Here is a 22,765-nt window from a genome sequence, read left to right as displayed (position 1 = left end):
CCTCGGCTAGTTGGTGCGCAGGAATTCCATGTGGGCAAAATTCTCCGGCGTCGCCCAGGAGCCGTTCTGGCCGTCAACAAAGTATACTTTGCCACCGCGGTTCACCACGTTGAAGACATGACCTGCGCGCGGCAGCCCCGTACGCGGGTCGACGCGCATGCCGTGAATGATGCCACGAGCACCGTCCCCGCCTCTGAGCAGCTCCGTGACTATCTCGTCATAATCCTTCACCGCGCGGAACGGCTTTCCTCCGCCTACGGTGTCCGTCACGCTACGAGGCCAGTCGAACGGATGCGAAGGATGGTGCGGGACAGCGGATATCGGCGACGAACCCGAGAGCAGCCGATCCGTCACCACCACACAGCTCTGGCAATTGTTGGTGTATTGCCATGCCTGCGAGGAGAACTGAGGGTTCACGTCCTTGATGTCGGTGAACAGTACGTCGAACTCCTGTTGCGGCGCGTTGCCCGCATGGCGAGTGATGTTCGGATCTTGGAAGGGTGACTTCGAAGGCAGCCCGGGAGTCGACGAGGTCCTTCGGCGGCCGCCGTCGTCGAAGCCCTTGCGGAGCCGGTTGGCTGCGGTGACCTCGCTTCCCACCCCTGCGGTGGCGATGGTCAGGATGACGTCAGGAACAAGGCGGCCGAACCAGCGGCCTGGGTCCTTCTGCAGGGTTTCCAGATCTGCGAGGGCCTTGCCGAACTCCACGGGCTGCTGTTTCGCGAACGCGGCGGTCTCTCCCGCTCCTCGCAGCCGGTTCAGAAAGCCGATCGGATCTGTGATCAGGCCGAGCTGCGACCAGTTCCACGCGCCCTTGAGCAGGCCCCAGGTGGCCTCGTTCGCTCCCTGTGTGAACGGCGCGGCCACCTTGTCGACGTATTGCCGCGCAGCCTTCCCGATCTGTGGTTGACCGAGCTTCACGCTGAGCCGCTCCACGTTGCCGGCCCAGAAGTCGCCGTACCATGCGATTCCCTTGTTGAGGAGGGAGGTCGCCTGGTCGGAGAACTCTTCGACCGGAGAGCGATCTTGTTCGCGCAGATCGAGCAGAGTGAAGAGCATGCCGAGGACGGGCGCGGGACCTCCACCGGCGGTCCCGGAGACTGTCCGTGATCCGTCCATGGCCGGCTGGGCCGGGGCCTTCAGGAGTTCGGCACGGCGTCGCTGAAGGTCTTTGCGCTGATCGACGAGCCAGCTCCCCGCCATGGTGACCGTCCGGCCCGCGCTGGTCGCCAGCCCGATGTGGGACAGGGCTCCGGAAAGCTCATGTCCGGCCTCCTGCCAGTCGCTTCCCACACGGCCGAACTCGGAGTCCAGTGCCTCCATGAGACCGGGAGAGCCGCCGACATAACCTCCGGGTGGCGTCGGCAACGGTGCTGGAGGCGGGCGGAGCTGAGGGGCATGAATCGTGGGCGACTTTCCGCCCGTGGCGGCAAGCTGTTCGGCCGTCTCAAAGGCACGGGTGAACGCGTGCCGCACGGCCAGATGCTGCTCGATCAACCCTTCATGCATACGGGTGGCACCAGGCCCGAGCAGTGCACCGTCGCCAAAAAGCTGATACGTCCTGTCCAGCGCGTTCCCGTGCTCTTCGGCTAATCGCGCGATCGTCGCCAGCGTCAGCTGGGCTTCTTCTGGAGTCGCCATGCGCTTCCACCCGTCCGTGGATACGGCTTGCGCTACGCAAAGGCTAAGAAGGTCTGAAAGCTGAACGAATCAGCTATGCCCAATACGCATGAGCTGTTCGGCTGCTGTCTTTCCGGGTCCGGGCACGCAGGTCGAATGTCGCCGCTCGATGACGGGATACCCGATGCCGAAGCACCGGGCCTACCTCAGCCGCGGGCTGGGGTGCTGGGGCATGGTGACGTCTGGCGCGGATGTGGATGGCGGCTGGTTTCCCGCCGGCGAGCATGCGGCGGTCCAGGTCGAAGAATGTGGCGTGGCCGTAACTGCGGGATCAGAGGCGCGGTCGGGGGATGAACTCTCCCCATACTGGAATGGCGTCTCCCTCCTCCCCGGATTCTGCGTCCTCGTCGCGCGGGTGGAAGTCGTGGGTGACGTATTCGGCGAGGTCTCGGCCGTAGCTGATGATGTCCGTTCCCCATATCGACAGCACCTGGCCGCCGTACGTGCCGCGTCCGCCGGGCAGGAAACGATGGGCGTAGATCGGGATCAGCTTCGGCGCCCTGGCCAGCTCTTGTGCCGCGACGCGTAACGCCTGCTCGTCGCTCTCCGGCCGTGCTCCCCACGACCTCAACCAGGCGTCCCGCTCCACATCCTGCAGAACCACCCGCACGGGCCATCCGACGTGCCGGCGAAGCTCCTCCTCGTCGCCCTCGCGCCAGTCCGGCCAGGGGCGTTCCCATGTGGCGCCTTCGTCCGGCCGGGCGGAGTTGATGGGAAGGCCTGCGGCGAGAAAGGCCCGGTGGTCGTCGGCGAACTCGATGCCGTATTCCTTCTCGATCCAGGCGAACTCCTTGTCGGTCAGGCCGGGCCTGACCTCGCAGACGCCCGACGACGCCAGGCGCCGAGCGGCTTCACGGCCGAGGCGGACCGCATCTGAAGGGGGCACGCCGTTCACCATAGGGGGCCGGGACTTTCTTGATCGTGGCGATGGCCGGGTCCTGTGGGGGTCCGTCCGGTGAGGCGGGGTGCGGCGGTTGTTCGGGGAGGGGCAGGTGGGAAGGTGGCCGGGTGCAGATTTCCCTCCTTGGTCCTGTTGCGGCCACGTCCGACGACGCCTCCCCGATCGACCTCCCCGGCGCGCGGCTGCGGATGTTGCTGACGCGGCTCGCGCTGGAGGCCGGACGGCCGGTGCCGGCGGACGTTCTGATCGACTGCATCTGGGGCGAGGAGCCCCCGGCCGGGGTCGCCAACGCGTTGCACGGGCTGGTCTCGCGGCTGCGCAGGATGTTGGGCGGGCCGGAGTCCGTGGAGCTGGTGGCCGGTGGATACCGGTTGCCGGTGCGTCCCGAGGACGTGGACACGCATCGGTTCGAGCAGCTTGCCGGGCAGGCCAGGCGGGAGCTCGCGGCCGGCAGGCCGGAGGAAGCCTCGACCTTGCTCCGGACCGCTCTGGACCAATGGCGGGGCGACGCGCTGGCGGACGTGCTGGAGGCCGCGTTCGCCCGTGATGTGGCGGCCCGGCTGGAGGAGTTGCGCGCCGCCGTCGCCGAGGACTTCTTCGACGCGGAGGTGCGGCTCGGCCGCCACTCCGAGGTGCTGGCCGACCTGCGCGTCGCGGCCGTCGCCCGCCCGCTGAGCGAGCGCCTGGCCGAACTGCGGATCCGGGCCCTGTCGGCCGCCGGGCGCCAGTCGGAGGCGCTGGCGGTGTACGACGAGGTCCGCGGCAGGCTCGGCGACGAGCTGGGCGTCGACCCCTCGCCCGAGCTGCGCGCGGTCCACCTCGCCCTGCTGCGCGGGGAGCTGAACCGTCCGTCCGTACGGCCACCGTCCGCGCCCAGCCGGCTCCCGGCCAGGCTGACCACCTTCGTCGGCCGGGAACGTGAGCTCGGCGAGCTCGCCCGGCTGCTGGCCGGCGCGCGGCTGGTCACGATCGTCGGACCGGGTGGCGCGGGCAAGACCAGGCTGGCTATGGAGGCCGCCGACCACGTCGAGGAGCGCACGTGGTTCGTCTCGCTCGCCGGGGTCACCCAGCCGGACCAGATCGCGGACGCGGTGCTCAGCGCCTGCGGCGGCCTGTTCGAGGGCGGGTTCAAGCCGCAGGCTCCCGCCACGGCCCGGCTGGCGGCCCAGCTCGACGTCGGCCCGGCCGTACTGGTGCTGGACAACTGCGAGCACCTGGTGGAGGCGGCCGCGCAGCTCGCCGAGCAGCTGCTCGGCCGGCTTCCGCAGCTGCGCGTCCTGGCCACCAGCAGGGAGGCGCTGGCGATCAACGGCGAGGCCCTGTGCCACCTCGGCCCGCTCGACCTGCCCGTGGCGGACGCGGACCTGGCCGAGGCCGCCGAGTCGGACGCCGTGCGGCTGTTCGTCGAGCGGGCGGGCAGGGTGCGCCAGGGGTTCGCGCTCGACCAGGCCACGCTGGGGCACACGGTGGAGATCTGCCGCCGCCTGGACGGCATGCCGCTGGCGCTCGAACTGGCCGCGGCCAAGCTGCGGGCGATGAGCGTGGCGCAGATCGCCCGGCGTCTGGACGATCGGTTCCGCCTGCTCACCTCGGGGAGCAGGACCGCGCTGCCACGTCAGCGCACGCTGCTCGCGCTGGTGGAGTGGAGCTGGGACCTGCTGGAGGAGCCCGAACGGGTGCTGGCCGCCCGCCTGGCCGCCTTCCCCGGCGGCGCCGACCTGGCCGCGCTGGAGGAGATCTGCTCCGACGCGTCCCTGTCCGCCGCCGACATGGTGTACGTCGCGAGCGCACTGGTCGAGAAGTCCATGATCCAGCAGGACGGCGACAGGTACTGGATGCTGGAGACCGTCCGCGCCTACGCGGCGGACCGGCTCGCCGAGCCGATCAACGACCGGTTCCGCGACTACTTCCTGGCGCTGGCCGAGGAGAACGAGCCGCTGCTGCGTACCCGGGACCAGCTGCGGGCCGTCGAGGTCTTCGACGCCGAGCACGACAACCTGGTCGCCGTGCTGCGGACGGCCATCGAGGCGGGCGACGCGGCCACGTCCGCCCGGTTCGTCAGGTCCATGATCTGGTACTGGGGCATGCGCGGGATGTCCACCGAGTCCGACGCGTTCCTGGGCGAGGTGCTGGCGTTCGGCGAAGAGCTGCCGGCGGACGCGCGTACCGCCTTCGAGGTGGTGCGGTCGACGGCGGGCCGGCGAGGCGGGCAGGAGGTCCGCGAGAACCTCAGCCGTCCCGGGGTGACGAAGTACCACAACGCGCTGCCGTTGCTCCGCCTCTCCAAGCTCACCGCCCAGGACGCCGGAGACCTGGAGGCCCTGGACTCCCCCGACCCCTGGGTGCGCGCCAGCGCCCACTGGGCCTACGACTTCCGCCTCACGGAACAGGGTGACCAGGAGACCGGCGCCGGCCACAGGGAGGCGGCGTTGCGCCTGTTCCAGCAGGTCGGCGACCGCTGGGGGCTGGTGATGAGCCTGGTACGGCAGAGCCGCGTCCACGGCCTGCGCGGCGAGCACGACAGCGCGGTCGCGGCCTGCGAGCGCGCCGTCGCGATCGCCTCCGAGCTCGGCACCGAGGAACACCTCTTCATCACCAAGTCGCACCTCGCCCAGAACCGCATGCGCGGCGGCGACCTGGACGGCGCGCTGCACGACGTCCACGCCGCGCGGCGCCAGGGACGCGAGCACGGCCACCGGAGGCTGGAGGCCAGCATGCTGTTCCCGCTCGCCGAGGTGCACCGCCATGCCGGCGACCTGGACCGGGCCCATCAGGCCGTGGACGAGCTGGAGGCGGTCGCCCACCGGCTGCCCGGCCCGCCCGCGCTGAACGGCGACGTGATCGTGTCCTCCCGGATGGCCGTCCTGGTGACGGAGGGGGCCGCGGAGCGGGCGCGCGAGCTGCTGCCCCGGGCGCTGCGCGGTGTGCTCGGGAACACCAACGCCAACGCCATGGCCCGGGGCGCGGAGCTGGTGGCCAGGCTGCTCGGGCTGGAAGGCGACCATGCGGGGGCCGCGACGGCGCTCGGCATGAGCCACGTGATCAGGGGCGTCTTCGACGAGGGCGACCCCGATCTGGGCCGGCTGGTTCCCGTCCTGACCGGGCGGCTCGGCGACGCAGGTTACCTGGAGGCGTACCGGCGTGGCGCGGACCTGCCGCGGCAGGAGGCGATGGACCGGCTCCTGGCGCTCTGCGCGGACCCGTCGGGGGTTTGACGTGGGCTGAGCGGGAGGCGGCGGGTCCGTGAGGTCGTCATTCGTGCAGGAAGGTCAGCAGGGAGGCGGCGAGGGCGTCCGGGGCCTCTTCGGCCACGTGGTGGCCGCTGTCGATCGGGTGGCCGGTCACGTCGTCGGCCCAGGTGCGCCAGATCGCCAGCGGGTCGCCGTACAGGTCCTCCATGTCGTCCTTGGACGTCCAGAGGAACAGGGTCGGGCAGGTGAGGCGGCGGGCGGCGGCGCGGTCGGCGTCGTCGGCCGCGCGGTCCACGGTCAGGCCGGCGCGGTAGTCCTCGCACATCGCGTGCACGGTCTCCGGGTCGTGGACGGCCCGGCGGTAGTCCTCGTACGCCTCCTGGCCCGTCTGCTCGGCGGTGCCCTCGTACCAGGCGTCGGGGTCGGCGTTGATGACGCGTTCGGCGGGTTTGGCGGTCTGGCCGAGGAAGAACCAGTGCCACCAGGACGCGGCGAACCGGGCGTCGGCCCTGGCCAGCGCCTCGCCGATGGGGATGCCGTCCATCACGACCAGGCGGGTGACGGCGTCGGGGTGGTCGGCGGCCAGGCGGTGGGCCACGTAGGCGCCGCGGTCGTGGCCGGCGACGGCGAACCGTTCGTGGCCCAGCGAGCGCATGAGGGCGACCATGTCGCGGGCCATGGCGCGCTTGGAGTAGGGCTCGTGGTCGGGGGTGGTGGGCGGCTTGCCCGAGCGGCCGTACCCGCGCAGGTCGGGGCAGACCACCGTGTGGTGCGGGGCCAGGAGGGGGGCGACGCGGTGCCAGGTCGCGTGGGTACGGGGGTGGCCGTGGAGCAGCAGGACGGGCGAGCCCGAGCCGCCGTACCGGACGAACAGTTCTGTCTCGCCCACGTCGATCATGCCGGTCGCGAAGTCGTCGAACATCGGCCGCCTCTACCCACGGCCGCCGCCGATCAACGCGGCCCGGGTCGCGACGCCCGGCAAGCGACGGACGGTCACAGGTGCCGAACCGGCGACCCGCCGCATACGGGGACGTTCTAGGATCGGGCCATGCCTTTGACCGCGGACGACGTCGACCGGTTCGTGACCGCCAGACCCCGCCTGGAGGCCATCGCCTATCGCCTGCTCGGCTCGGCCGCGGAGGCCGAGGACGCCGTGCAGGAGACGTTCCTGCGCTGGCAGGCCGCCGACGCCGGGCGCGTCGAGGTTCCCGAGGCGTGGCTGACGAAGGTGCTCACCAACCTGTGCCTCAACCAGCTCGGTTCCGCGCGGGCGCGCCGCGAGACGTACGTGGGCCAGTGGCTGCCCGAGCCGCTGCTCGCCGGGGACCCGATGCTCGGCCCGGCCGACACCGCCGAGCAGCGCGAGTCGGTCTCGTACGCCGTCCTCACTCTGATGGAACGCCTCTCCCCCAACGAGCGGGCGGTCTACGTGCTGCGGACGGCCTTCGACCACTCCCACCGGGAGATCGCCGAGATCCTCGACCTCACCGAGGCGGCCAGCCAGCAGATCTTCCACCGCGCCAAGAAGCACGTCGCCGACGGCAGGGCCCGTACGGAGGTCGACGAGGCCACCGCCCGGCGGATCGTCGAGGAGTTCCTGGCCGCCGCCGGCAACGGGCAGACCGAGCCGCTGGTACGCCTGCTCACCCAGGACGCCATCGCGATCGGCGACGGCGGCGGCAAGGTCCCGGCCCGCGCCAAGGCGTTCGAGGGCGCCGTCGCGGTCGCGAAGTTCCTGTGGGGCCTGCTCAAGCCCGGCAAGGCCAAGCGCGCCCTGGTCGGCGGCTCGCCCGAGATCCACGTCTGGACGGCCAACGGCGAGCCGGCCGTCGTCGCGGTCGTGGACGGCCAGGTCGTCGGCGTCATGTGCATGGAGATCACCACCGAGGGCATCGCCGCGTTCCGCAACCAGGTCAACCCCGACAAGCTCGCCCGCGCGACCGCGCAGTGGGCCGCCACAGACCACGGGGAGCCGCTGCTCAGAGCCTCCTGGTGAGAGGTGTGACGCGCTTCACATCGTGATCCTGTCAGGAAAGCGCGGGCCGTCCGGTTCAGGTGGCGAACCCGCGTCAGACAGGAGCGAGGAAATGCAGCACCGCATCATCGTCCTCGGAGCCGGCTACACCGGAGCCGTCGTCGCCGGCCGTCTCGCCAGGCGGCTGCGCCACGAGGACGTCGCCATCACCCTCGTCAACGCCGAGCCCGACTTCGTCGAACGCGTCCGCATGCACCAGGTGGCCACCGGCCAGGACCTCAGGCCCCGGCCGTTCCGCGAGATGTTCGCGGGCACCGGCGTCGAGCTGCGGCTCGGGACGGTCACCGGCCTCGACGCCGACCGCCGGACCGTCACCGTGACCAGCACGGGCACCGGCACCGGCGGCGCCGAGGAGCTGGCCTACGACACGCTGGTCTACGCGCTCGGCAGCGGCTGGGACGCCGAGGCCGTGCCCGGGACCGCCGAGCACGCCCACGACATCGCCGGCCGTCCGGGGGCGCTGCGGCTGCGCGAGCGGCTGGCCGGGCTCGACGCGGGGCAGAGCGTGGTCGTCGTCGGCGGCGGGCTCACCGGGCTGGAGGCCGTGGCCGAGATCGCCGAGGCCCGTCCGGACCTCGACGTCGCCCTGGCCGCCCGCGGCGGGCTCGGCGACTGGCTCTCGCCGAAGGGCCGCGCGCACGTGCGGAAGGTCCTGACCGGGCTCGGGGTGAGCGTGCACGAGCACACCACCGTCACCGGGGTCGAGGCCGACCGTGTCACCACCGCCGGCGAGCCCATCCCGGCCGCGGTGACCGTCTGGACGGCCGGCTTCGCCGTGCACCCGATCCCGCGGGCGACCACGCTGGAGGTCACCGAAAGCGGCCAGATCGTGGTCGACCGGACGATGCGCTCGGTCTCGCACCCGGACGTGTACGCCGTCGGCGACGCCGCCATGGCGATGGGCCCCGGCGACAAGCCGCTGCGGATGTCGTGCGCGTCGGGCATCCCGACCGCCTGGCAGGCCGCCGACTCGATCGCGGCGCGGCTGACCGGCGGGAAGCTGCCGAACACGCCGCTGCGCTACTTCAACCAGTGCGTCTCGCTGGGCCGGGACAACGGGCTGATCCAGTTCGTCACCGCCGACGACCGCGCCGTGCCCACGGTGCTGACCGGGCGGACCGCCGCCGTCTACAAGGAGCTGGTCTGCAAGGGGGCGGCGTGGGGGGTCGCCAACCCGATGCTGGGCCTCCCGGCCCGCCGCCGCCGCGTCACCCGCCCGAGCAGCACGACGGGCCCGGCCGCCAAGGCACGGGCATAGAACGCGACGGCGGCGGCCTGGAGAGAGGCGGGGGCGCGTCAGGGGGTGGTGAGGATGACGAGTTGGCGGGTCGCCCGGGTCATCGCGACATAACGGTCGACCGCCCCTTCGACGCCCTCGCCGCCCCCGCCGAACCTCTCCGGATCGACCAGGACGACCAGGTCGAACTCCAGCCCCTTCGACAGCTCCGGCGTCAGCGACCGGACCCGGGGCCGCTCCCGGAAGCCCGGGTCCCCGATCACGCACGCGATCCCCTCGGCGTTCGCGGCCAGCCAGGCGTCGAGGATCGCCGCCAGCTCCGCGGCCGGCCCGCGCGTGACGGGGACGCCGCTCTCCCGGATGGAGCTCGGCACGTTGGCGTCCGGGAGCGCGGCCCGGATGACCGGCTCGGCCTCGGCCATGATCTCCGCCGGGGTCCGGTAGTTGACGCTCAGGGTGGCCAGTTCGACGCGGTCGATGCCGACCCGGCCGAGCCGCTCCTCCCACGACTCGGTGAACCCGTGCCTGGCCTGGGCGCGGTCCCCGACGATGGTGAAACTCCTGGACGGGCAGCGCAGCAGCAACATCTGCCATTCGGCGTCGGTCAGCTCCTGGGCCTCGTCCACGACGATGTGCGCGAACGGCCCGGCGAGCAGGTCCGGCTCCACCGTGGGCAGCTCGGACTCGTCCACCAGGTTCCGCTGGAGGTCCGCCCGGCGCAGCTGCGTCACCAGGCCCTCGCCGTCGTCGTCGGCCTCGATCAGGTTGTCCACGACCTGGGCCATGCGCTCGCGCTGCACGGCGAGGGCGGCCTCCTGCCTGCGCATGCGGCGGGACGCCTCCGGGTCGCCGAGGCGCTGGCGGGCCGCGTCCAGGAGGGGCAGGTCGGAGACGGTCCAGGACTGGGCGTCGGCGCGCTGGAGCCGGCGGATCTCGTCCGGGCCGAGCCGGGGGGCGCACAGCCGCAGGTAGGCGGGGACCGTCCACAGGTCGCCGACGAGGTCGGTGGGCTCGATCAGCGGCCAGGCGCGGTTGAAGGCGGCGAGCAGCTCCCGGTTCGCCCGCAGCGACCTGCGTAGCAGGTCCGGTGAGGCCTCGTCGGACAGGTCGTGCTTGTCGATGAGGATCGTGAGCAGTTCCTCCCAGATCTGGTCGCGCGCCTCGTTGTGCGGCGTGCCGGGTTCGGCGGCCTCGAACGCCTCGGCCCAGTCCTCGGCGCTCAGCCGGACGTCGGCCCAGTGCGTGGTGACCGTCATGCCCTTGGCGGGCGGGTTCTCGTAGAACCTGACGGCCGGCTCGATCGCCTTCACCAGGTCCGCGGACGCCTTCAGCCGGGCCACCTCCGGGTCCCGCTCGGGGGCCGCCGCCGCCCCCTCGGGCACGAGGTCCCGCAAGGTGCAGGTCCGCACGCCCTCCTCCCCCAGGCTGGGCAGGACGTCGGCGACGTAGGCCAGGTAGGGCTGGTGCGGGCCGACGAACAGCACGCCGCCCCGGGAATGGCCGAGCCGGGGGTCGGAGTAGAGCAGGTAGGCCGAGCGGTGGAGGGCGACGACGGTCTTGCCCGTGCCGGGGCCGCCGTCCACGACGAGGGCGCCGCGGGAGCCGGCCCGGATGATGGCGTCCTGGTCGGCCTGGATGGTGCCGAGCACGTCCCGCATCCTGGGCGAACGGTTGCCGCCCAGGCTGGCGATGAAGGCCGACTGGTCGTCGAGGGCGGCGTGGCCCTCGAAGCCGTCGGCGGTGAACACCTCGTCCCAGTAGTCGCTGATCCGGCCGCGGGTCCAGCGGTATCTGCGGCGGCTGGTCAGGCCCATGGGGTTGGCGTGGGTGGCGCCGAAGAACGGCTCGGCCGCGGGCGAACGCCAGTCGAGCAGCAGGCGGCGTCCGTCGCGGTCGGTGAGGCCGAGGCGTCCGACGTACACCGGTTCGGGGTGGTCGGGGGTGACCATGTGGCCGAGGCACAGGTCCAGGCCGAAGCGGCGCAGCGTACGCAGGCGGGCGGCCAGTCGGTGGATCTCCAGGTCCCGGTCGAGCGCCTGACGGCCCTTGCCGCCGGGGTTCTTGCGTTCGGCGTCGAGGCGGGCGGACAGGTCGGCGATCGACTGCTCCAGGGTCTCGGCGAGCGCCGCGAAGTGCCGCTCGTCAACGGCGATCAGCGCCGGGTCGGCCTTGGCGGCGAGGTTGCCGGGCAGGTCGAACACGCTGGTGGTCAGGGGATTCATATCTGTGGCTCCGCTACGAGGTCGGTCTTCGCATGGCAAGGCTTCTGGCCTAGGCGGACGATTCTGCGCCACGACGGGGGTCTTGCCGCAAGCCCCCGGGTGCGCTATACGTTGAGAGTGGAAAGGAGTAGAAGCTCCTTTTTCCAAATCTCGCTCCGCAATGCAGGAGCAATCCCCCACAAGGCGACGAACGGCTCAGAGCCTCGACGCGCGGGGCGTCCACCAGGCTGCGTGACCGGCGGAAGCCGGTGACCCGCCCCTGACGGGCGGATCACCGGTGCGGGATCACCAGTCGCCGTCGCCGCCCTCGTCCTCGTCGCCCTCGAAGATCTCCTCGACGATCTCGCCCGCCACCAGTCCGCCGACCACGCCGGCGGCGCCGGCCGCGGCCACCGTGCCCCAGCCCGGCCCGCCGCGGTGCTCCTCGTGGTGGCCGTAACCGTGATGGTCGCCGTGACCGTGATGGTCGCCGTAGCCGTGGTGGTCGCCGTGCCCGAAGGACGAAGGGGCGTGCGAGGCCAGGCCGGACAGCCAGCGGTCGAGCTCGCCGGGCCAGTCGGTGTGCAGGGCGTCGGCGTGGCTGACGGTGAAGCGGCCGATCGCGTCGCCGGAGTAGCGGCCGGCGCGCTTGTCGGCCTCCAGGACCACCTCCAGCCCCGACGGGTCGGCCACGAAGGTCACTTCGAGCTCGCCGAGCACGCCGGCGTACCGGCCGGCCGGGTAGAACTCGATCTCCTGGTAGAACGGCAGCGTCTGGTGCACGCCGTACAGGTGGCCGGCCTCCAGGTCGGCGGACTTGAACGCGAAGCCGAGCTGGAGCAGCGCCTCCAGGATGCGCAGCTGGGAGGGCAGCGGCTCGACCGCGACCTCGTCGAGGTCACCCTTGTCGACCGCCTTGGCGATGGCGAGCTCGGTGCGCACGCCCAGCGCCATGCCGTGCAGCGGCTGCCCGCCGATCCGGCTGATCGGCGCCTCCCACGGCACGCCGATCTCGAAGGGGATCGCGCGCTCCTCGCCCTGGCGCAGCACGAACGGGCCGGACACCTGGACGCGGGAGAACTCCCCCGCCCCCGTGTGCTCGCCGTCGCCGTGCTCGAACTCCACGCGGGCGACCAGGCCGAGGGTGACGTGCTCGATCTCGGCGTCGAAGTCGCCGCCCTTGAGCCGTACCTCGCCCGACAGCGTGCCGCCCGGCTGGACGCGCGGGGTCGCCAGGACGGTGTCCACGGAGGGCGCGCCGACGCCGAAGGCACCCAGCATGCGTTTGAAGACCACGGCTTTGTTCTCCCTGTCGAAGATCGAAATGTGTGCAGCCGACCCGCACAACGATCTCCGGCGTGCCCCGGTTCCGGACATAGCGAAAACGCATGCCGGGGCGTCGGCGAAGGGGCGGGAACGGCGGGATCCCGGAGCGCGGCGCGTGTGCCGCCCTCCGGGATCCCGACGTGTCCCGGTCTACCTGACGCCGCGTCTGCCGTAGAGGCCCGCCGCCAGGGCCACCCCCAGACCGGCGAGCACCACTTGGATGACCAGTTCGATCCAGTCGATGCCGCGGGTGTCCGCGACGCCGACCGCGGCGGCGACCGCGGTGCCGATGAGGGCCGCGACGATGCCGATCACGATGGTGAGCCAGATGGGAATGCTCTGACGGCCCGGCACGACCAGCCGGCCGAGGACGCCGATGACAAGCCCGATGATGAGGGCGGAGATGATGCCGGTGACTTCCACGCTGCACGCTCCCGTTCTGCCGCGCCGGGTGTCGCCGCCCCTCGTGGGGGAAGGAGCGGCCCCCGGCCTGACAGCGCCATTGCTTCCCTGCCTCATCTCAAAGAAACCGGATGGCTCAGCCTGATATCGGTTCATGGCGGACAGGATCGACGGCTTTGTGCCGTTCACGGTGGTGACGGGACGGGCCGCCGATGCCTACACTGCGGGCACACCCCACGAACAGCAGACGCGAACGAACGGCGCACCGAACCCCTCCTCAGGAGCCCTTTGTGACCGTCAGACGAATCGTGCTGCACGCCCTGCTCGCCGTGACGACCGCGGCGACCGCGGCCTCACCGGCGTCCGCCACCGCCTTCACCCTGACCAGCACCGCCTTCACCGAGGGCGGCCTCATCCCGAAGGTGCACGAGTGCACCAGCGGCGGCCAGACCGACCCCGGCCGCCGCAACGAGTCCCCGCCCCTGACCTGGAACGGCGGCCCGGCCGGGACCCGCGGCTACGCCCTGGTCATGAGAGACCTCGACAACAACAACCTCATCCACTGGGTGATCTACGACATCCCGGCGGGCGTGACCTCGCTGCCGCAGAACGTCGAGCACGCCTACCGGCCGGCGACCCCCGCCGGAGCCCGGCAGGTCTACTACCGCGGCAGCGCGAGCCTGTACGGCTACCAGGGGCCGTGCTCGCCCTGGTCGGTCAACACCTACCAGTTCACCGTGCACGCCCTCGACCGGGCCATGCTGTCGGAACTGACGTCCTCCTCGTCCACGACGACCGCGGCGAGGGTGATCTCCGGCGCGTCCCTGGGGACGGCCGTGCTGTCCGGCGAGTCCTGACCCCTCGGGGATCAGGCGGAGGTCATCCGTCCCGCCGGCGGCTCGTGTCCGCGGGCGGGACGGGACCGCACGAAGGTCCGGATCCGTTCGGCGACGACGTCCGGGGCGTTCAGGTCGGGGGCGTTGTGGTCGAGCCCGGCGACGATCTCGTGGCAGGCGTCGGGCATGACGTGGGCCAGGCGGGCGAGCACGCCGGTGAGGTAGCCGGGGGACCTGCCGCCGCCGAGCAGCAGCGTCGGGGAGTCGACGCCCGTGTACCTGGCGCCGTCGGAGTCCAGGCGGAGGATCTCGCCGATCTCGGCCGGGGTCGTCGCCATCATCGCCCGCGCGTCCCGCCCTTCGGACCCGCGCAGCAGCAGGAACGCCAGCGCGTGGAACACCGGCGCCGGCGCGTCGCCGACGGGGGTCAGGCGGGTGCCCTTGAGGAAGGCCGCCATCGCCGCCGTGCGCCTGCCCTCCTCCAGCAGGCGGTTGAACGCCGGCACCCAGTGGGCGGGGAAGGAACCGTCGATGCTCACGCCGGGTTCGTGGACCATGAGCGCGTCCACCCGCCGGCGCAGCCCGAGGTGCAGGGCGACGAGGCCGCCGTAGCTGTGCCCGAAGACCAGGCGCGCACCCGTGTGGTTCATGACGGCGAGGGCGTCGTCGACCTCCGTCTCCACGCTGTAGGCCGGGCCCTGCGGGCCGCTGGAGCCGCGTCCGCGCCGTTCGATCACGTGCACGCTGTGTGCGCCGGACAGCTCCCGCGCCAGGGCCCCGTAGTGGTGGGCGCGCCGGTTGTTCCCGGGGATCACCAGCAGCCCGGGGCCTCGCCCGGCGCTGAGCAGGGCGATCGTCGTCCCGTCCCGCGAGGTCACTTCCGCCGGCTGCCACTGCGTCGCCATCCTGCCGCCCATCTCGTCCTGCCTTCACGTCGGTGGAGACAGCAGCATGGCCGCCCGCGCTGGTACCCGGCTGTCAGGACGCTGGCAGGTCAGCCGAGGGCGCGGTCGAGGTTGAAGGCGGCGCTGATCAGGGCCAGGTGGGTGAACGCCTGCGGGAAGTTGCCCTGCTGCTCGCCCGTACGGCCGATCTCCTCGGCGTACAGGCCGAGGTGGTTGGCGTAGGTCAGCATCTTCTCGAAGGCCAGGCGGGCCTCCTCCACCCGGCCGGCGCGGACCAGCGCCTCGACGTACCAGAAGGAGCAGATGGAGAACGTGCCCTCCTGTCCGCGCAGGCCGTCGGGGCTGGCGTCGGGGTCGTAGCGGTAGACCAGCGAGTCGGACACCAGGTCGGCGGTGAGCGCGTCGAGGGTGGACAGCCATTTCGGGTCGGTGGGCGAGACGAACTTGGCCAGCGGCATCATCAGCAGCGCCGCGTCGAGCACGTCGTCGTCCTCGTGCTGGACGAACGCCTGCCGCACGTCGGACCAGCCGTGGGCCATGATCTGCCGGTAGAGGTCGTCGCGGGCCGCGCGCCAGTGGGGGATGTCGGCGGGCAGGCCCCGGTGGGCGGCCATGCGCATGGCGCGTTCGATGGCGACCCAGCACATCAGCCGGGAGTACAGGAACTTCTTGCGCCCGCCCCTGGTCTCCCAGACGCCCTCGTCGGGCTGGTCCCAGTTGTCGCAGACCCAGTCGACCAGGGCGCAGACGGCGTTCCAGTGGTCGCTGGAGATGGGCTTGCCCCATTTGTCGTAGAGGTAGACGGAGTCGAGGAGGGCGCCGTAGATGTCGAGCTGGAGCTGGCCGGCGGCGGCGTTGCCGACGCGTACGGGGGCCGAGCCGCGGTAGCCCTCCAGGTGGTCGAGCTGCCGTTCGGGCAGGTCGGTGCGGCCGTCGATGCCGTACATGATCTGGAGGGGGCCGTTGGGTCCGGCGCCGCGCAGGCTGACGTACCGGGTCAGGAACGACATGAACGCCTCCGCCTCGCCGGTGAAGCCGAGCCGGAGCAGGGCGTAGACGCAGAAGGCGGCGTCGCGGATCCAGAGGTAGCGGTAGTCCCAGTTGCGCTCGCCGCCGATCAGCTCGGGCAGGCTGGTCGTCGGCGCGGCGACGATGGCGCCGGTCGGCGCGTACGTCAGCAGCTTGAGCGTCAGCGCCGAGCGGTGGACCATCTCCCGCCACCTGCCCCGGTAGCGGGAGGCCGACAGCCATTTGCGCCAGAACGTCACCGTGGCGGTCAGCTGCTCCTCCGCCTCGACGTGCGGGCACCCGAGCGGCGGGACCTCGGCCTCGACCCGGTCGAGCGCGAACACCTCCGACTCGCCCTCCGCGAGGGTGAAGGCCGCCCGCACGTCGCGGCCGTCGGACTCGACCGGCACGGTGGCGCTCAGCGCGAGCGTCAGGTGGGCCGACTCGAAGACGGTCAGGCCGTCGGCCTCGCGGACGGTGTGCGGGTCGGCGCCGTAGCCGAAGCGGGGGGCCACCCGCGCGTGGAAGGGCAGCGAGCCGCGCACGCAGAGCACCCGCCGGATCAGCCGCTGCCGTCCGCGGCCGCCCGGCTCGCCGATGATCGGCATGAAGTCCTGGATCTCGCCCACTCCGCTCTCGGTGAAGAAGCGGGTGATGAGCACGTTGGTGTCGGGGAAGTAGAACTGCTTGGTCCGCGCCGGCACGTCGGTGGCCAGCTCGAACGCCCCGCCCCGGTCGGCGTCGAGGATCGCGGCGAAGACGCTGGGCGAGTCGAAGGCCGGGCAGCAGTACCAGTCGATGGTCCCGTTGGTGCCGACGAGGGCCACGCTGCGCAGATCGCCGATGAGGCCGTGCTCGGCGATCGGCAGGTAGCGGTCACCGTCTGCTCCACCCATCGCAGCAGTTCTCCCAGGTCAGGGCGGTACTCAAACCTCGGGCACGGCTTCCTCCGCCGCGGCCAGGCGGCGGCGCAGGTAGGCGCGTCCGGGCTCGCTGGTGGCCACCCGCAGCGCCGTCCGGTACGCCTCGGCGGCCTCGGGCAGGCGGCCGAGCCGGTGCAGCAGGTCGGCGCGGGCCACCAGGTAGGGGTGGTAGTCGCGCAGCCGCCGCTCCCCCGCGAGCTCCTCCAGCAGTGCCAGCCCGGCCTGGGGCCCGTCGCGCATGGCCACGGCGACAGCCCGGTTCAGCGCCACCACCGGGGAGGGGTCGAGCGCGAGCAGCACGTCGTACAGGGCCACGATCTGCGGCCAGTCGGTCGTGGCCAGGTCGGGGGCCTCGTCGTGGAGCGCCGCGATCGCGGCCTGGACGGCGTACGGGCCCGGCGGGCCGCCGCTGAGCGCGGCCACCACCAGCGCCGCCCCCTCCTCGATCATGGCCCGGTCCCAGAGGCCGCGGTCCTGCTCGTCGAGCAGCACCGGCTCGCCCCCAGGCCCGGTACGGGCCTGGCGCCGCGCGTGCACCAGCAGCAGCAACGCCAGCAGCCCGGCGACCTCCCGCTCGGCGGGCAGCAGCCGGCGCAGGATCCGGGCCAGCCTGATCGCCTCCTCGGCCAGGTCGAGCCGCTGGAGGTGGGGGCCCGAGCTGGCCGCGTAGCCCTCGGTGAAGATCGAGTAGATGACCTGGAGCACGCCGGGAACCCGTTCCGGCAGCTCGTCGGCGTCGGGCACGCGGAACGGGACGCGCGCCTCCCGGATCTTCTTCTTGGCCCGGACGATGCGCTTGGCCATCGTCTGGGCCGGCACCAGGTAGGCCCGCGCCACCTCGGGGGTGGTCAGGCCGGCCAGGCAGCGCAACGTCAGCGCGCCCCGGTCCTCGGCGGGCAGCGCGGGGTGGGCGCAGGTGAAGAAGAGCCGCAGGCGTTCGTCGGGCAGGCCGCCGTCCTCGCCTGCGGGGGCCTCGGGGCCGGCCCGCTCGGCCTCGGCCGCCAGGACGGCCAGCCGGGTGGCGAGCGCCTGCTCGCGCCTGAGCCGGTCGACCGCCCTGCGCCGGGCCGTGGTCATCAGCCACGCGCCCGGATTGGGCGGCACGCCCTCGGCCGGCCAGTGTCTCAGCGCCGCCTCGACGGCGTCGGAGGTGACCTCCTCGGCCAGGTCGAGGTCGCCGAAGCGGCGGACGAGCGCGGCCAGCAACCGGCCGCGCTCCTCACGGAAGACGTCCTCGATCTCACGCACCGAAGACCCCGAAGCGCTCACGCACCGGAGAACTCACGCGTCGAAGTCGGCGACCGGGCGCACCACCACCGAGCCGCCGCCGCGCGCCCCCGGGCAGCGGACGGCCCAGTCGAGGGCGGCGTCGAGGTCGGGCACGTCGATCACGTAGAAGCCGCCCAGGACCTCGTGCGTCTCGGCGTACGGGCCGTCGGTCACGGTGGGCGTGCCGTCGCCGCCCACCCGGACGGTGGTGGCGGTCACCAGGTCGGCCAGCGACTCGCCGGAGACCAGGACGCCCGCCTCCCGGACGGACTTGTCGTAGGCCACCCACTCCTGGAAGTCGCCCGGCTCCTGCTCGTCGGAGGTGCCGGAGTTGATCAGCAGCATGTACTTCACGGTGTTCCCTTTCCGCGGTCGGCGTACGGCGGGGCCGCCGTACGCCATCACCACGAACGGGACCCGCCCGGATGGACATGTCGCGGCGATGAGTTTTCCGACGGCGGCCGGTCATTGCCGGGACACGTCACTTCAGGAGGACCGATGAGCGTACTGGAACAGCGGCTGCGGGGTGTGCTGGGCGGGTTCGTGGAGCGGGGCGAGGTGCCGGGGCTGGTGGGTGTGCTGTTCACGCAGGTGGCCATGACCTCGCCGGTGCCGCCCAAGGTCTTCGAGGATTTCTGGACCGTGACGTACACCTCGATCGACCAGCACCTCACCCCATTTTCCGGCAGATAAGGTGGGTATGCGGCGCTTCGGGGGATTTCGCCGCTCACCAGCATGAGGGGGACGGGTGGCGGAGTCGTTCGGCACGATGCTGAGGAGCCTGAGACACGCCGCCGGGCTGACCATCGAGGAGCTCTCCCACGCCTCCGGCGTCAGCGTGCGGGCCATCGGCGACATGGAGCGCGGCGCCAGCCGGGGCCCCCAGCGGCGCACCGTCGAGGCCCTGGCCGAGGCGCTGCGGCTGGACGAGCCGCGGCGGACGGCGCTGTCGGACGCCGCCCGCGCCGGCCGTCCCCGCCAGGAGGCCGCCGCGCCGGGCGCCTGCGAGCCGCCCCGCGGCGTGGGCGACTTCACCGGCCGGGAACGGGAGCTGGACCTGCTGCGCGACCTGGCCGCCCGGACGGCCGAGGACGCGCCCGCCGTAGTCGCCGCCGTCTCGGGGACCGCCGGCATCGGCAAGACCGCGCTGGCCGTACGCGCCGCCGCGCACCTGGCCGACCTGTTCCCCGACGGCCGCTTCTACCTGGACCTGCGCGGCATGGACCCGGTCCCGCTGGACCCGGGCACGGCGCTGTCCAGGCTGCTCAACGCCCTGGGCGTGGCCGAGCGACGCATCCCGGCCGACGAGGAGGACCGCGCCGGCCACTACCGCGCCCTGCTGCGCGAACGGCGCTGCCTGGTCATCCTGGACAACGCCGCCCACGAGGCCCAGGTGCGCCCGTTGCTGCCCGCGGAGGGCCCGGCGATGACGCTGGTGACCAGCCGCCGCCCGCTGGCCGGGCTCGAAGGCGTCCACCAGCTGCCGCTGGCTCATCTGGCCGCCGGGGAGTCGGCCGCGCTGCTGCGCGCGATCGTCGGCGCCGAGCGTGCCGAGGCCGACCCGGACGGGGTGGCACTGGTGGCCGACCTGTGCGGAAACCTGCCGCTGGCGCTGCGCATCGCCGGCAACCGGCTGCAGAGCAGGCCCGGCTGGACCCCCGGGAATCTGGCCGCCCGCCTCGGCGACGAGGGACGCCGGGTGGAGTCGCTGGCCGCCGGCGACCTGTCGGTGGCGGCGGCCTTCGCGCTGTCGTACCGGCAGCTCTCGGCGCCCGCGCGGCGTGCCTTCCGCCGTCTGGCGCTGGCCGCCGCGCCGGACTTCGGGGTGCCGATGACGGCGGTCCTCGCCGAGCTCGGCCCGGACGACGCCGAGGACGCCCTGGAGGAGCTGGTCGACCTGGGGCTGCTGCAGTCGCCGTACCCCGGCCGCTACCGCTTCCACGATCTCGTACGGCTGTTCGCCCGCGCCCGGCTGTCCGACGAGGAGTCCATGTCGGCTCAGCGGCAGGCGCGGCGGCGGATGGACGACTGGCTGCTGGAGGTGGCAACCGTCGCCGGACGCTGGTTCGAGCCGGACTACGGCGCGCCGCCGCCCGGCTGGAGCTCGCTGGTCGAGCTGGACAGCGCCCGGCAGGCGCAGGAATGGCTCCAGGCCGAGGGCACGGCATGGCTGGCGGCGCTGCGGCAGGCGGCCCGCGTCGGCGAGCACGCGCGGGTCGTCGAGGTGGCCGAGGCCATGCACTGGTTCTCCGATCTGTGGATGCACTGGGGACACTGGCCCGAGGTGTTCGAGCTGTCGTCCGCGGCCGCCCGCGCGACGGGCGACCGCGCGCAGGAGGCGGTGCACCTCAACTACCTGTCCTGGGCGCGGACGTACTGCCAGGGCCGGTACGCCGAGGGCGAGCGCACCGCGCTGCGCGCGCTGGAGCTGGCCCGCGAGGTCGGCGACGTGCGCCAGCAGGGCTGGGCCCTGACCTACGCCACCTGGGCGCTGTGGGGGCGCGACGACCGGCCCGCCCTGGAGACCGGCCTGGAGCACGCGCGGCGGGCGGCGGAGTGCTTCCGCCTGGCCGGCGACCCGGAAGGGTACGCCCAGGCCGTGCTCAGCGTCGGGAACGGCCTGCGCAGGCTCGGCCGCATCGAGGAGGCCGTACGGCACGGGCTGGAGGTGCTGGAACGGCTGCGCGACCCGGCGTTCGGCGGCACGCCGGTCATCGTCGCCCACGCCGTCGGCGCGGCACTGGACCTGCTGAGCGACGGCTACTTCGCGCTCGGCCGCTGGCAGGAGGCCGCCGACCACTATCGCGAGGCGCTGGTCGAGCTGCGCAAGCGTCCGATCAACCGGGCCACGGCCCATACGCTGACGAACCTGGGCCGGGCGCTGGTCGAGCTGGGACGGCTGGAGGAGGCCCGCGAGGCGTTCCAGGAGGCCAAGGAGCTGTACGAAGCCTCCGCCGACACCGTCCGCGCCGCCCGCGTGGCCGCCGAGCTCGCCCGGCTCAGCCCGGTCGCGACCCCGGGGGCCACCGGCTGAACCAGGCCGGGCGCGCGCCGGTCAGGGCTCCACGAAGCGTTCGACGAAGGTCAGGGCGGTGCCGCAGACCTCGCGCCAGCCGCTGTCCACGGTCATCGAGTGTCCGCGCCCCGGCAGCTCGACGATCTCGGTCAGGTGGTGCCGGTTGCGCGCCTGGCGCAGGTAGGAGGCGTGCGCGGCGGCCCACGGGACCGTGCGGTCCATCTCGCCGGAGATCAGCAGCAGCGGCCCCCGGTCCGGCGCCGTGCCGTCGAGGCTCCACGGGTCGGCCGCCTCCCCCGCCGGGACGGCGTACGTCTCGTACAGCCGCCTGGCCTCCTCCTCCCCGACGGCGTTGGCCACGGCGTGCCGGAACCGCCCGTACGTGAGCGTCCCGCGGAACGGCGCCGGGCTGATCGCCACGCAGGCGCAGGCCAGCCCGCGCCCGGCGAGGATCTGCGCGACCAGGCCGCCGGCGGCGTGGCCGACGACGGCGGGCCGGCGGGTCAGCCCGCCGACCAGCCCCGCGAAGTGCCCCGCCGCCTCGCCGTCCGCCGGCCAGGCCGGGATCACGGGGACGAACCCCGCCTGCCCGAACACCTCGGCCCAGGGCTCCCAGCTCTCGGCCAGCAGCCACGGGTCGTGCACGAAGACGACCGGGACCCGGCCGGTGGCGTTGGCGTGGCGTACCTGGTCGAGGTCGTAGGCGGAGGACATGGCGCGGCGGGTCAGCTCTCGTGCAGGGCCCGGCGCAGCGTGCCCACGGCCAGCTCGATCGCCGACTCGGCCGCGTACGTGCCGCGCAGCGCGTTGAGCATGACGAAGTCGTGGATGATGCCCTGGTAACGCACGGCGGTCACGGGCACCCCGGCCTCGCGCAGCTTGGCGGCGTACGCCTCGCCCTCGTCCCGCAGCACGTCCGCCTCGCCGGTGATGACCAGCGCCGGCGGCAGGCCGGTCAGCTCCTCGACGGTGGCCCGCAGGGGGGACGCGGTGATCTCGGCGCGCTCGGCGGCCGAGGTCGTGTACTGGTCCCAGAACCACTGCATGCCGTCGCGGCGCAGGAAGTAGCCCTCGGCGAACTGCCGGTAGGAGCCGGTGTCGAAGGAGGCGTCGGTCACCGGGTAGAAGAGCACCTGGCCGCGCAGCGACAGCCCGCCGCGCTGCTTGGCCATGATGGTGAGCGCGGCGGTCATGTTGCCGCCGACGGAGTCGCCGGCCACCGCCAGGCGCGTGGCGTCCAGGCCCTTGGAGGCGCCGTCGGTGACGATCCAGCGGGCGACCGTCCAGTTCTGCTCGATGGCGACCGGGTAGCGGTGCTCGGGCGACAGGTCGTACTCGGGGAAGACCACGGCGGCGCCGGCGCCGGTCGCCAGCTCGCGGACCAGCCGGTCGTGGGTGTGGGCGTTGCCGAAGACCCAGCCCGCGCCGTGGATGTAGATGATCACGGGAAGGTCGCCGGTGCTGCCGGCGGGCCGCACGATGCGGGCCCTGACCTCGCCGGTGGGGCCGCCGGGGACCGTCACCCACTCCTCGTCCACGGCGGGCAGCTCGACCGGGCCGGACTGGACCTCGTTCACGGCCTTGCGGCCCTCCTCCGGCGGGAGCTGGAACAGGTACGGCGGCTCGGCGGTGGCCTCGGCGAACGCCTGGGCGGCGGGTTCCAGGACAGGCTTGATCATGATCACTCCAGGAAGAAGGGGCGGGAAGCAGGGGGGCCGTCATCCATCAAAGCGACCGTCCCGGGGAAAGACGAGGCGGAACCACAGGCAGAAGTACGTTTCCGCCTCGTGCGCGCGAGCGGCCGGGCTGTTGGATCGCTACCGGGGCCGACCGGT

General features: G+C 72.7%; 18 protein-coding genes. 6 read left to right on the top strand and 12 right to left on the bottom strand.

Annotation, left to right across the window (positions count from 1 at the left end):
- Positions 1-6 precede the first annotated feature (6 nt).
- A complete protein-coding gene (locus tag ACIA8R_RS21220; RefSeq protein ID WP_397039910.1) occupies positions 7-1,641 on the bottom strand; it encodes a toxin glutamine deamidase domain-containing protein in 1,635 nt (544 codons plus the stop codon).
- 310 nt (positions 1,642-1,951) lie between these two features.
- Complete coding sequence (locus ACIA8R_RS21215; protein WP_397039908.1) at positions 1,952-2,578, bottom strand: hypothetical protein; 627 nt, start codon at positions 2,576-2,578, stop codon at positions 1,952-1,954.
- Positions 2,579-2,688: 110 nt separating this feature from the next.
- On the opposite strand from ACIA8R_RS21215, the gene ACIA8R_RS21210 reads away from it, so the two are divergent.
- On the top strand, positions 2,689-5,796 hold the full coding sequence (locus tag ACIA8R_RS21210; RefSeq protein ID WP_397039907.1) for a BTAD domain-containing putative transcriptional regulator: 3,108 nt from the start codon (positions 2,689-2,691) through the stop codon (positions 5,794-5,796).
- Between the two features lie 37 nt (positions 5,797-5,833).
- On the opposite strand, the gene ACIA8R_RS21205 is transcribed toward ACIA8R_RS21210, so the two are convergent.
- Positions 5,834-6,694, bottom strand: coding sequence for an alpha/beta fold hydrolase (locus tag ACIA8R_RS21205; protein WP_397039905.1), 861 nt, complete (start codon positions 6,692-6,694; stop codon positions 5,834-5,836).
- Between the two features lie 126 nt (positions 6,695-6,820).
- Here ACIA8R_RS21205 and sigJ point away from each other — a divergent pair, with 126 nt between their 5' ends.
- Together sigJ and ACIA8R_RS21195 are read left to right on the top strand one after the other, a co-directional pair.
- A complete protein-coding gene (sigJ, locus tag ACIA8R_RS21200; RefSeq protein ID WP_357694764.1) occupies positions 6,821-7,768 on the top strand; it encodes an RNA polymerase sigma factor SigJ in 948 nt (315 codons plus the stop codon).
- Positions 7,769-7,859: 91 nt separating this feature from the next.
- Entirely contained in the window at positions 7,860-9,065 is a 1,206-nt protein-coding gene (locus tag ACIA8R_RS21195) for an NAD(P)/FAD-dependent oxidoreductase (RefSeq protein WP_397039903.1), read from the top strand.
- 38 nt (positions 9,066-9,103) lie between these two features.
- Here the strand turns inward: ACIA8R_RS21195 and helR are convergent, their stop codons facing one another.
- From helR to ACIA8R_RS21180, 3 genes are all read right to left on the bottom strand, one after another.
- Positions 9,104-11,266, bottom strand: a complete 2,163-nt coding sequence (gene helR / locus ACIA8R_RS21190; RefSeq protein WP_397039901.1) for an RNA polymerase recycling motor ATPase HelR — start codon at positions 11,264-11,266, stop codon at positions 9,104-9,106.
- Between the two features lie 285 nt (positions 11,267-11,551).
- Positions 11,552-12,541: a sporulation protein gene (locus ACIA8R_RS21185; RefSeq protein WP_397039899.1), complete on the bottom strand. Its 990-nt coding sequence runs from the start codon at positions 12,539-12,541 to the stop codon at positions 11,552-11,554.
- A gap of 180 nt (positions 12,542-12,721) precedes the next feature.
- A complete protein-coding gene (locus ACIA8R_RS21180; RefSeq protein ID WP_357694757.1) occupies positions 12,722-12,994 on the bottom strand; it encodes a GlsB/YeaQ/YmgE family stress response membrane protein in 273 nt (90 codons plus the stop codon).
- A gap of 269 nt (positions 12,995-13,263) precedes the next feature.
- Here ACIA8R_RS21180 and ACIA8R_RS21175 point away from each other — a divergent pair, with 269 nt between their 5' ends.
- Positions 13,264-13,830 (top strand): YbhB/YbcL family Raf kinase inhibitor-like protein, encoded by a 567-nt coding sequence (locus ACIA8R_RS21175; RefSeq protein WP_397039897.1) that lies wholly within the window; start codon positions 13,264-13,266, stop codon positions 13,828-13,830.
- 11 nt (positions 13,831-13,841) lie between these two features.
- Here the strand turns inward: ACIA8R_RS21175 and ACIA8R_RS21170 are convergent, their stop codons facing one another.
- From ACIA8R_RS21170 to ACIA8R_RS21155, 4 genes are all read right to left on the bottom strand, one after another.
- Entirely contained in the window at positions 13,842-14,726 is an 885-nt protein-coding gene (locus ACIA8R_RS21170) for an alpha/beta hydrolase (RefSeq protein WP_364089411.1), read from the bottom strand.
- A 77-nt stretch (positions 14,727-14,803) separates the two neighbouring features.
- Positions 14,804-16,618, bottom strand: coding sequence for a glycoside hydrolase family 15 protein (locus ACIA8R_RS21165; RefSeq protein ID WP_397039895.1), 1,815 nt, complete (start codon positions 16,616-16,618; stop codon positions 14,804-14,806).
- Positions 16,619-16,648: 30 nt separating this feature from the next.
- Positions 16,649-17,893 (bottom strand): RNA polymerase sigma factor, encoded by a 1,245-nt coding sequence (locus ACIA8R_RS21160; RefSeq protein WP_397039893.1) that lies wholly within the window; start codon positions 17,891-17,893, stop codon positions 16,649-16,651.
- 33 nt (positions 17,894-17,926) lie between these two features.
- The gene (locus ACIA8R_RS21155) at positions 17,927-18,259 is read right to left on the bottom strand and encodes a YciI family protein (protein ID WP_357695403.1); all 333 of its coding nucleotides are present in this window, start codon (positions 18,257-18,259) and stop codon (positions 17,927-17,929) included.
- 153 nt (positions 18,260-18,412) lie between these two features.
- On the opposite strand from ACIA8R_RS21155, the gene ACIA8R_RS21150 reads away from it, so the two are divergent.
- The gene (locus tag ACIA8R_RS21150) at positions 18,413-18,607 is read left to right on the top strand and encodes a hypothetical protein (RefSeq protein WP_397039891.1); all 195 of its coding nucleotides are present in this window, start codon (positions 18,413-18,415) and stop codon (positions 18,605-18,607) included.
- Between the two features lie 55 nt (positions 18,608-18,662).
- On the top strand, positions 18,663-20,948 hold the full coding sequence (locus ACIA8R_RS21145; RefSeq protein WP_397039889.1) for an ATP-binding protein: 2,286 nt from the start codon (positions 18,663-18,665) through the stop codon (positions 20,946-20,948).
- A gap of 21 nt (positions 20,949-20,969) precedes the next feature.
- On the opposite strand, the gene ACIA8R_RS21140 is transcribed toward ACIA8R_RS21145, so the two are convergent.
- The gene (locus tag ACIA8R_RS21140; protein ID WP_397039887.1) at positions 20,970-21,644 is read right to left on the bottom strand and encodes a hypothetical protein; all 675 of its coding nucleotides are present in this window, start codon (positions 21,642-21,644) and stop codon (positions 20,970-20,972) included.
- 11 nt (positions 21,645-21,655) lie between these two features.
- Positions 21,656-22,609 (bottom strand): alpha/beta hydrolase, encoded by a 954-nt coding sequence (locus ACIA8R_RS21135; protein WP_397039885.1) that lies wholly within the window; start codon positions 22,607-22,609, stop codon positions 21,656-21,658.
- Between the last annotated feature and the right edge of the window lie 156 nt (positions 22,610-22,765).

The sequence above is a fragment of the Nonomuraea sp. NPDC051191 genome (assembly GCF_044455665.1).
Lineage (GTDB): Bacteria > Actinomycetota > Actinomycetes > Streptosporangiales > Streptosporangiaceae > Nonomuraea.
This window is presented reverse-complemented; position numbering and strand designations above follow the sequence as displayed.

Excerpts from the sequence above, each read along its gene's own strand:
- ACIA8R_RS21220 (WP_397039910.1), bottom strand. The coding sequence starts at position 1,641 with ATGGCGACTCCAGAAGAAGCCCAGCTGACGCTGGCGACGATCGCGCGA.
- ACIA8R_RS21215 (WP_397039908.1), bottom strand. The coding sequence starts at position 2,578 with ATGGTGAACGGCGTGCCCCCTTCAGATGCGGTCCGCCTCGGCCGTGAA.
- ACIA8R_RS21205 (WP_397039905.1), bottom strand. The coding sequence starts at position 6,694 with ATGTTCGACGACTTCGCGACCGGCATGATCGACGTGGGCGAGACAGAA.
- sigJ (WP_357694764.1), top strand. The coding sequence starts at position 6,821 with ATGCCTTTGACCGCGGACGACGTCGACCGGTTCGTGACCGCCAGACCC.
- ACIA8R_RS21195 (WP_397039903.1), top strand. The coding sequence starts at position 7,860 with ATGCAGCACCGCATCATCGTCCTCGGAGCCGGCTACACCGGAGCCGTC.
- helR (WP_397039901.1), bottom strand. The coding sequence starts at position 11,266 with ATGAATCCCCTGACCACCAGCGTGTTCGACCTGCCCGGCAACCTCGCC.
- ACIA8R_RS21170 (WP_364089411.1), bottom strand. The coding sequence starts at position 14,726 with ATGGGCGGCAGGATGGCGACGCAGTGGCAGCCGGCGGAAGTGACCTCG.
- ACIA8R_RS21165 (WP_397039895.1), bottom strand. The coding sequence starts at position 16,618 with ATGGGTGGAGCAGACGGTGACCGCTACCTGCCGATCGCCGAGCACGGC.
- ACIA8R_RS21155 (WP_357695403.1), bottom strand. The coding sequence starts at position 18,259 with ATGCTGCTGATCAACTCCGGCACCTCCGACGAGCAGGAGCCGGGCGAC.
- ACIA8R_RS21150 (WP_397039891.1), top strand. The coding sequence starts at position 18,413 with ATGAGCGTACTGGAACAGCGGCTGCGGGGTGTGCTGGGCGGGTTCGTG.
- ACIA8R_RS21140 (WP_397039887.1), bottom strand. The coding sequence starts at position 21,644 with ATGTCCTCCGCCTACGACCTCGACCAGGTACGCCACGCCAACGCCACC.
- ACIA8R_RS21135 (WP_397039885.1), bottom strand. The coding sequence starts at position 22,609 with ATGATCAAGCCTGTCCTGGAACCCGCCGCCCAGGCGTTCGCCGAGGCC.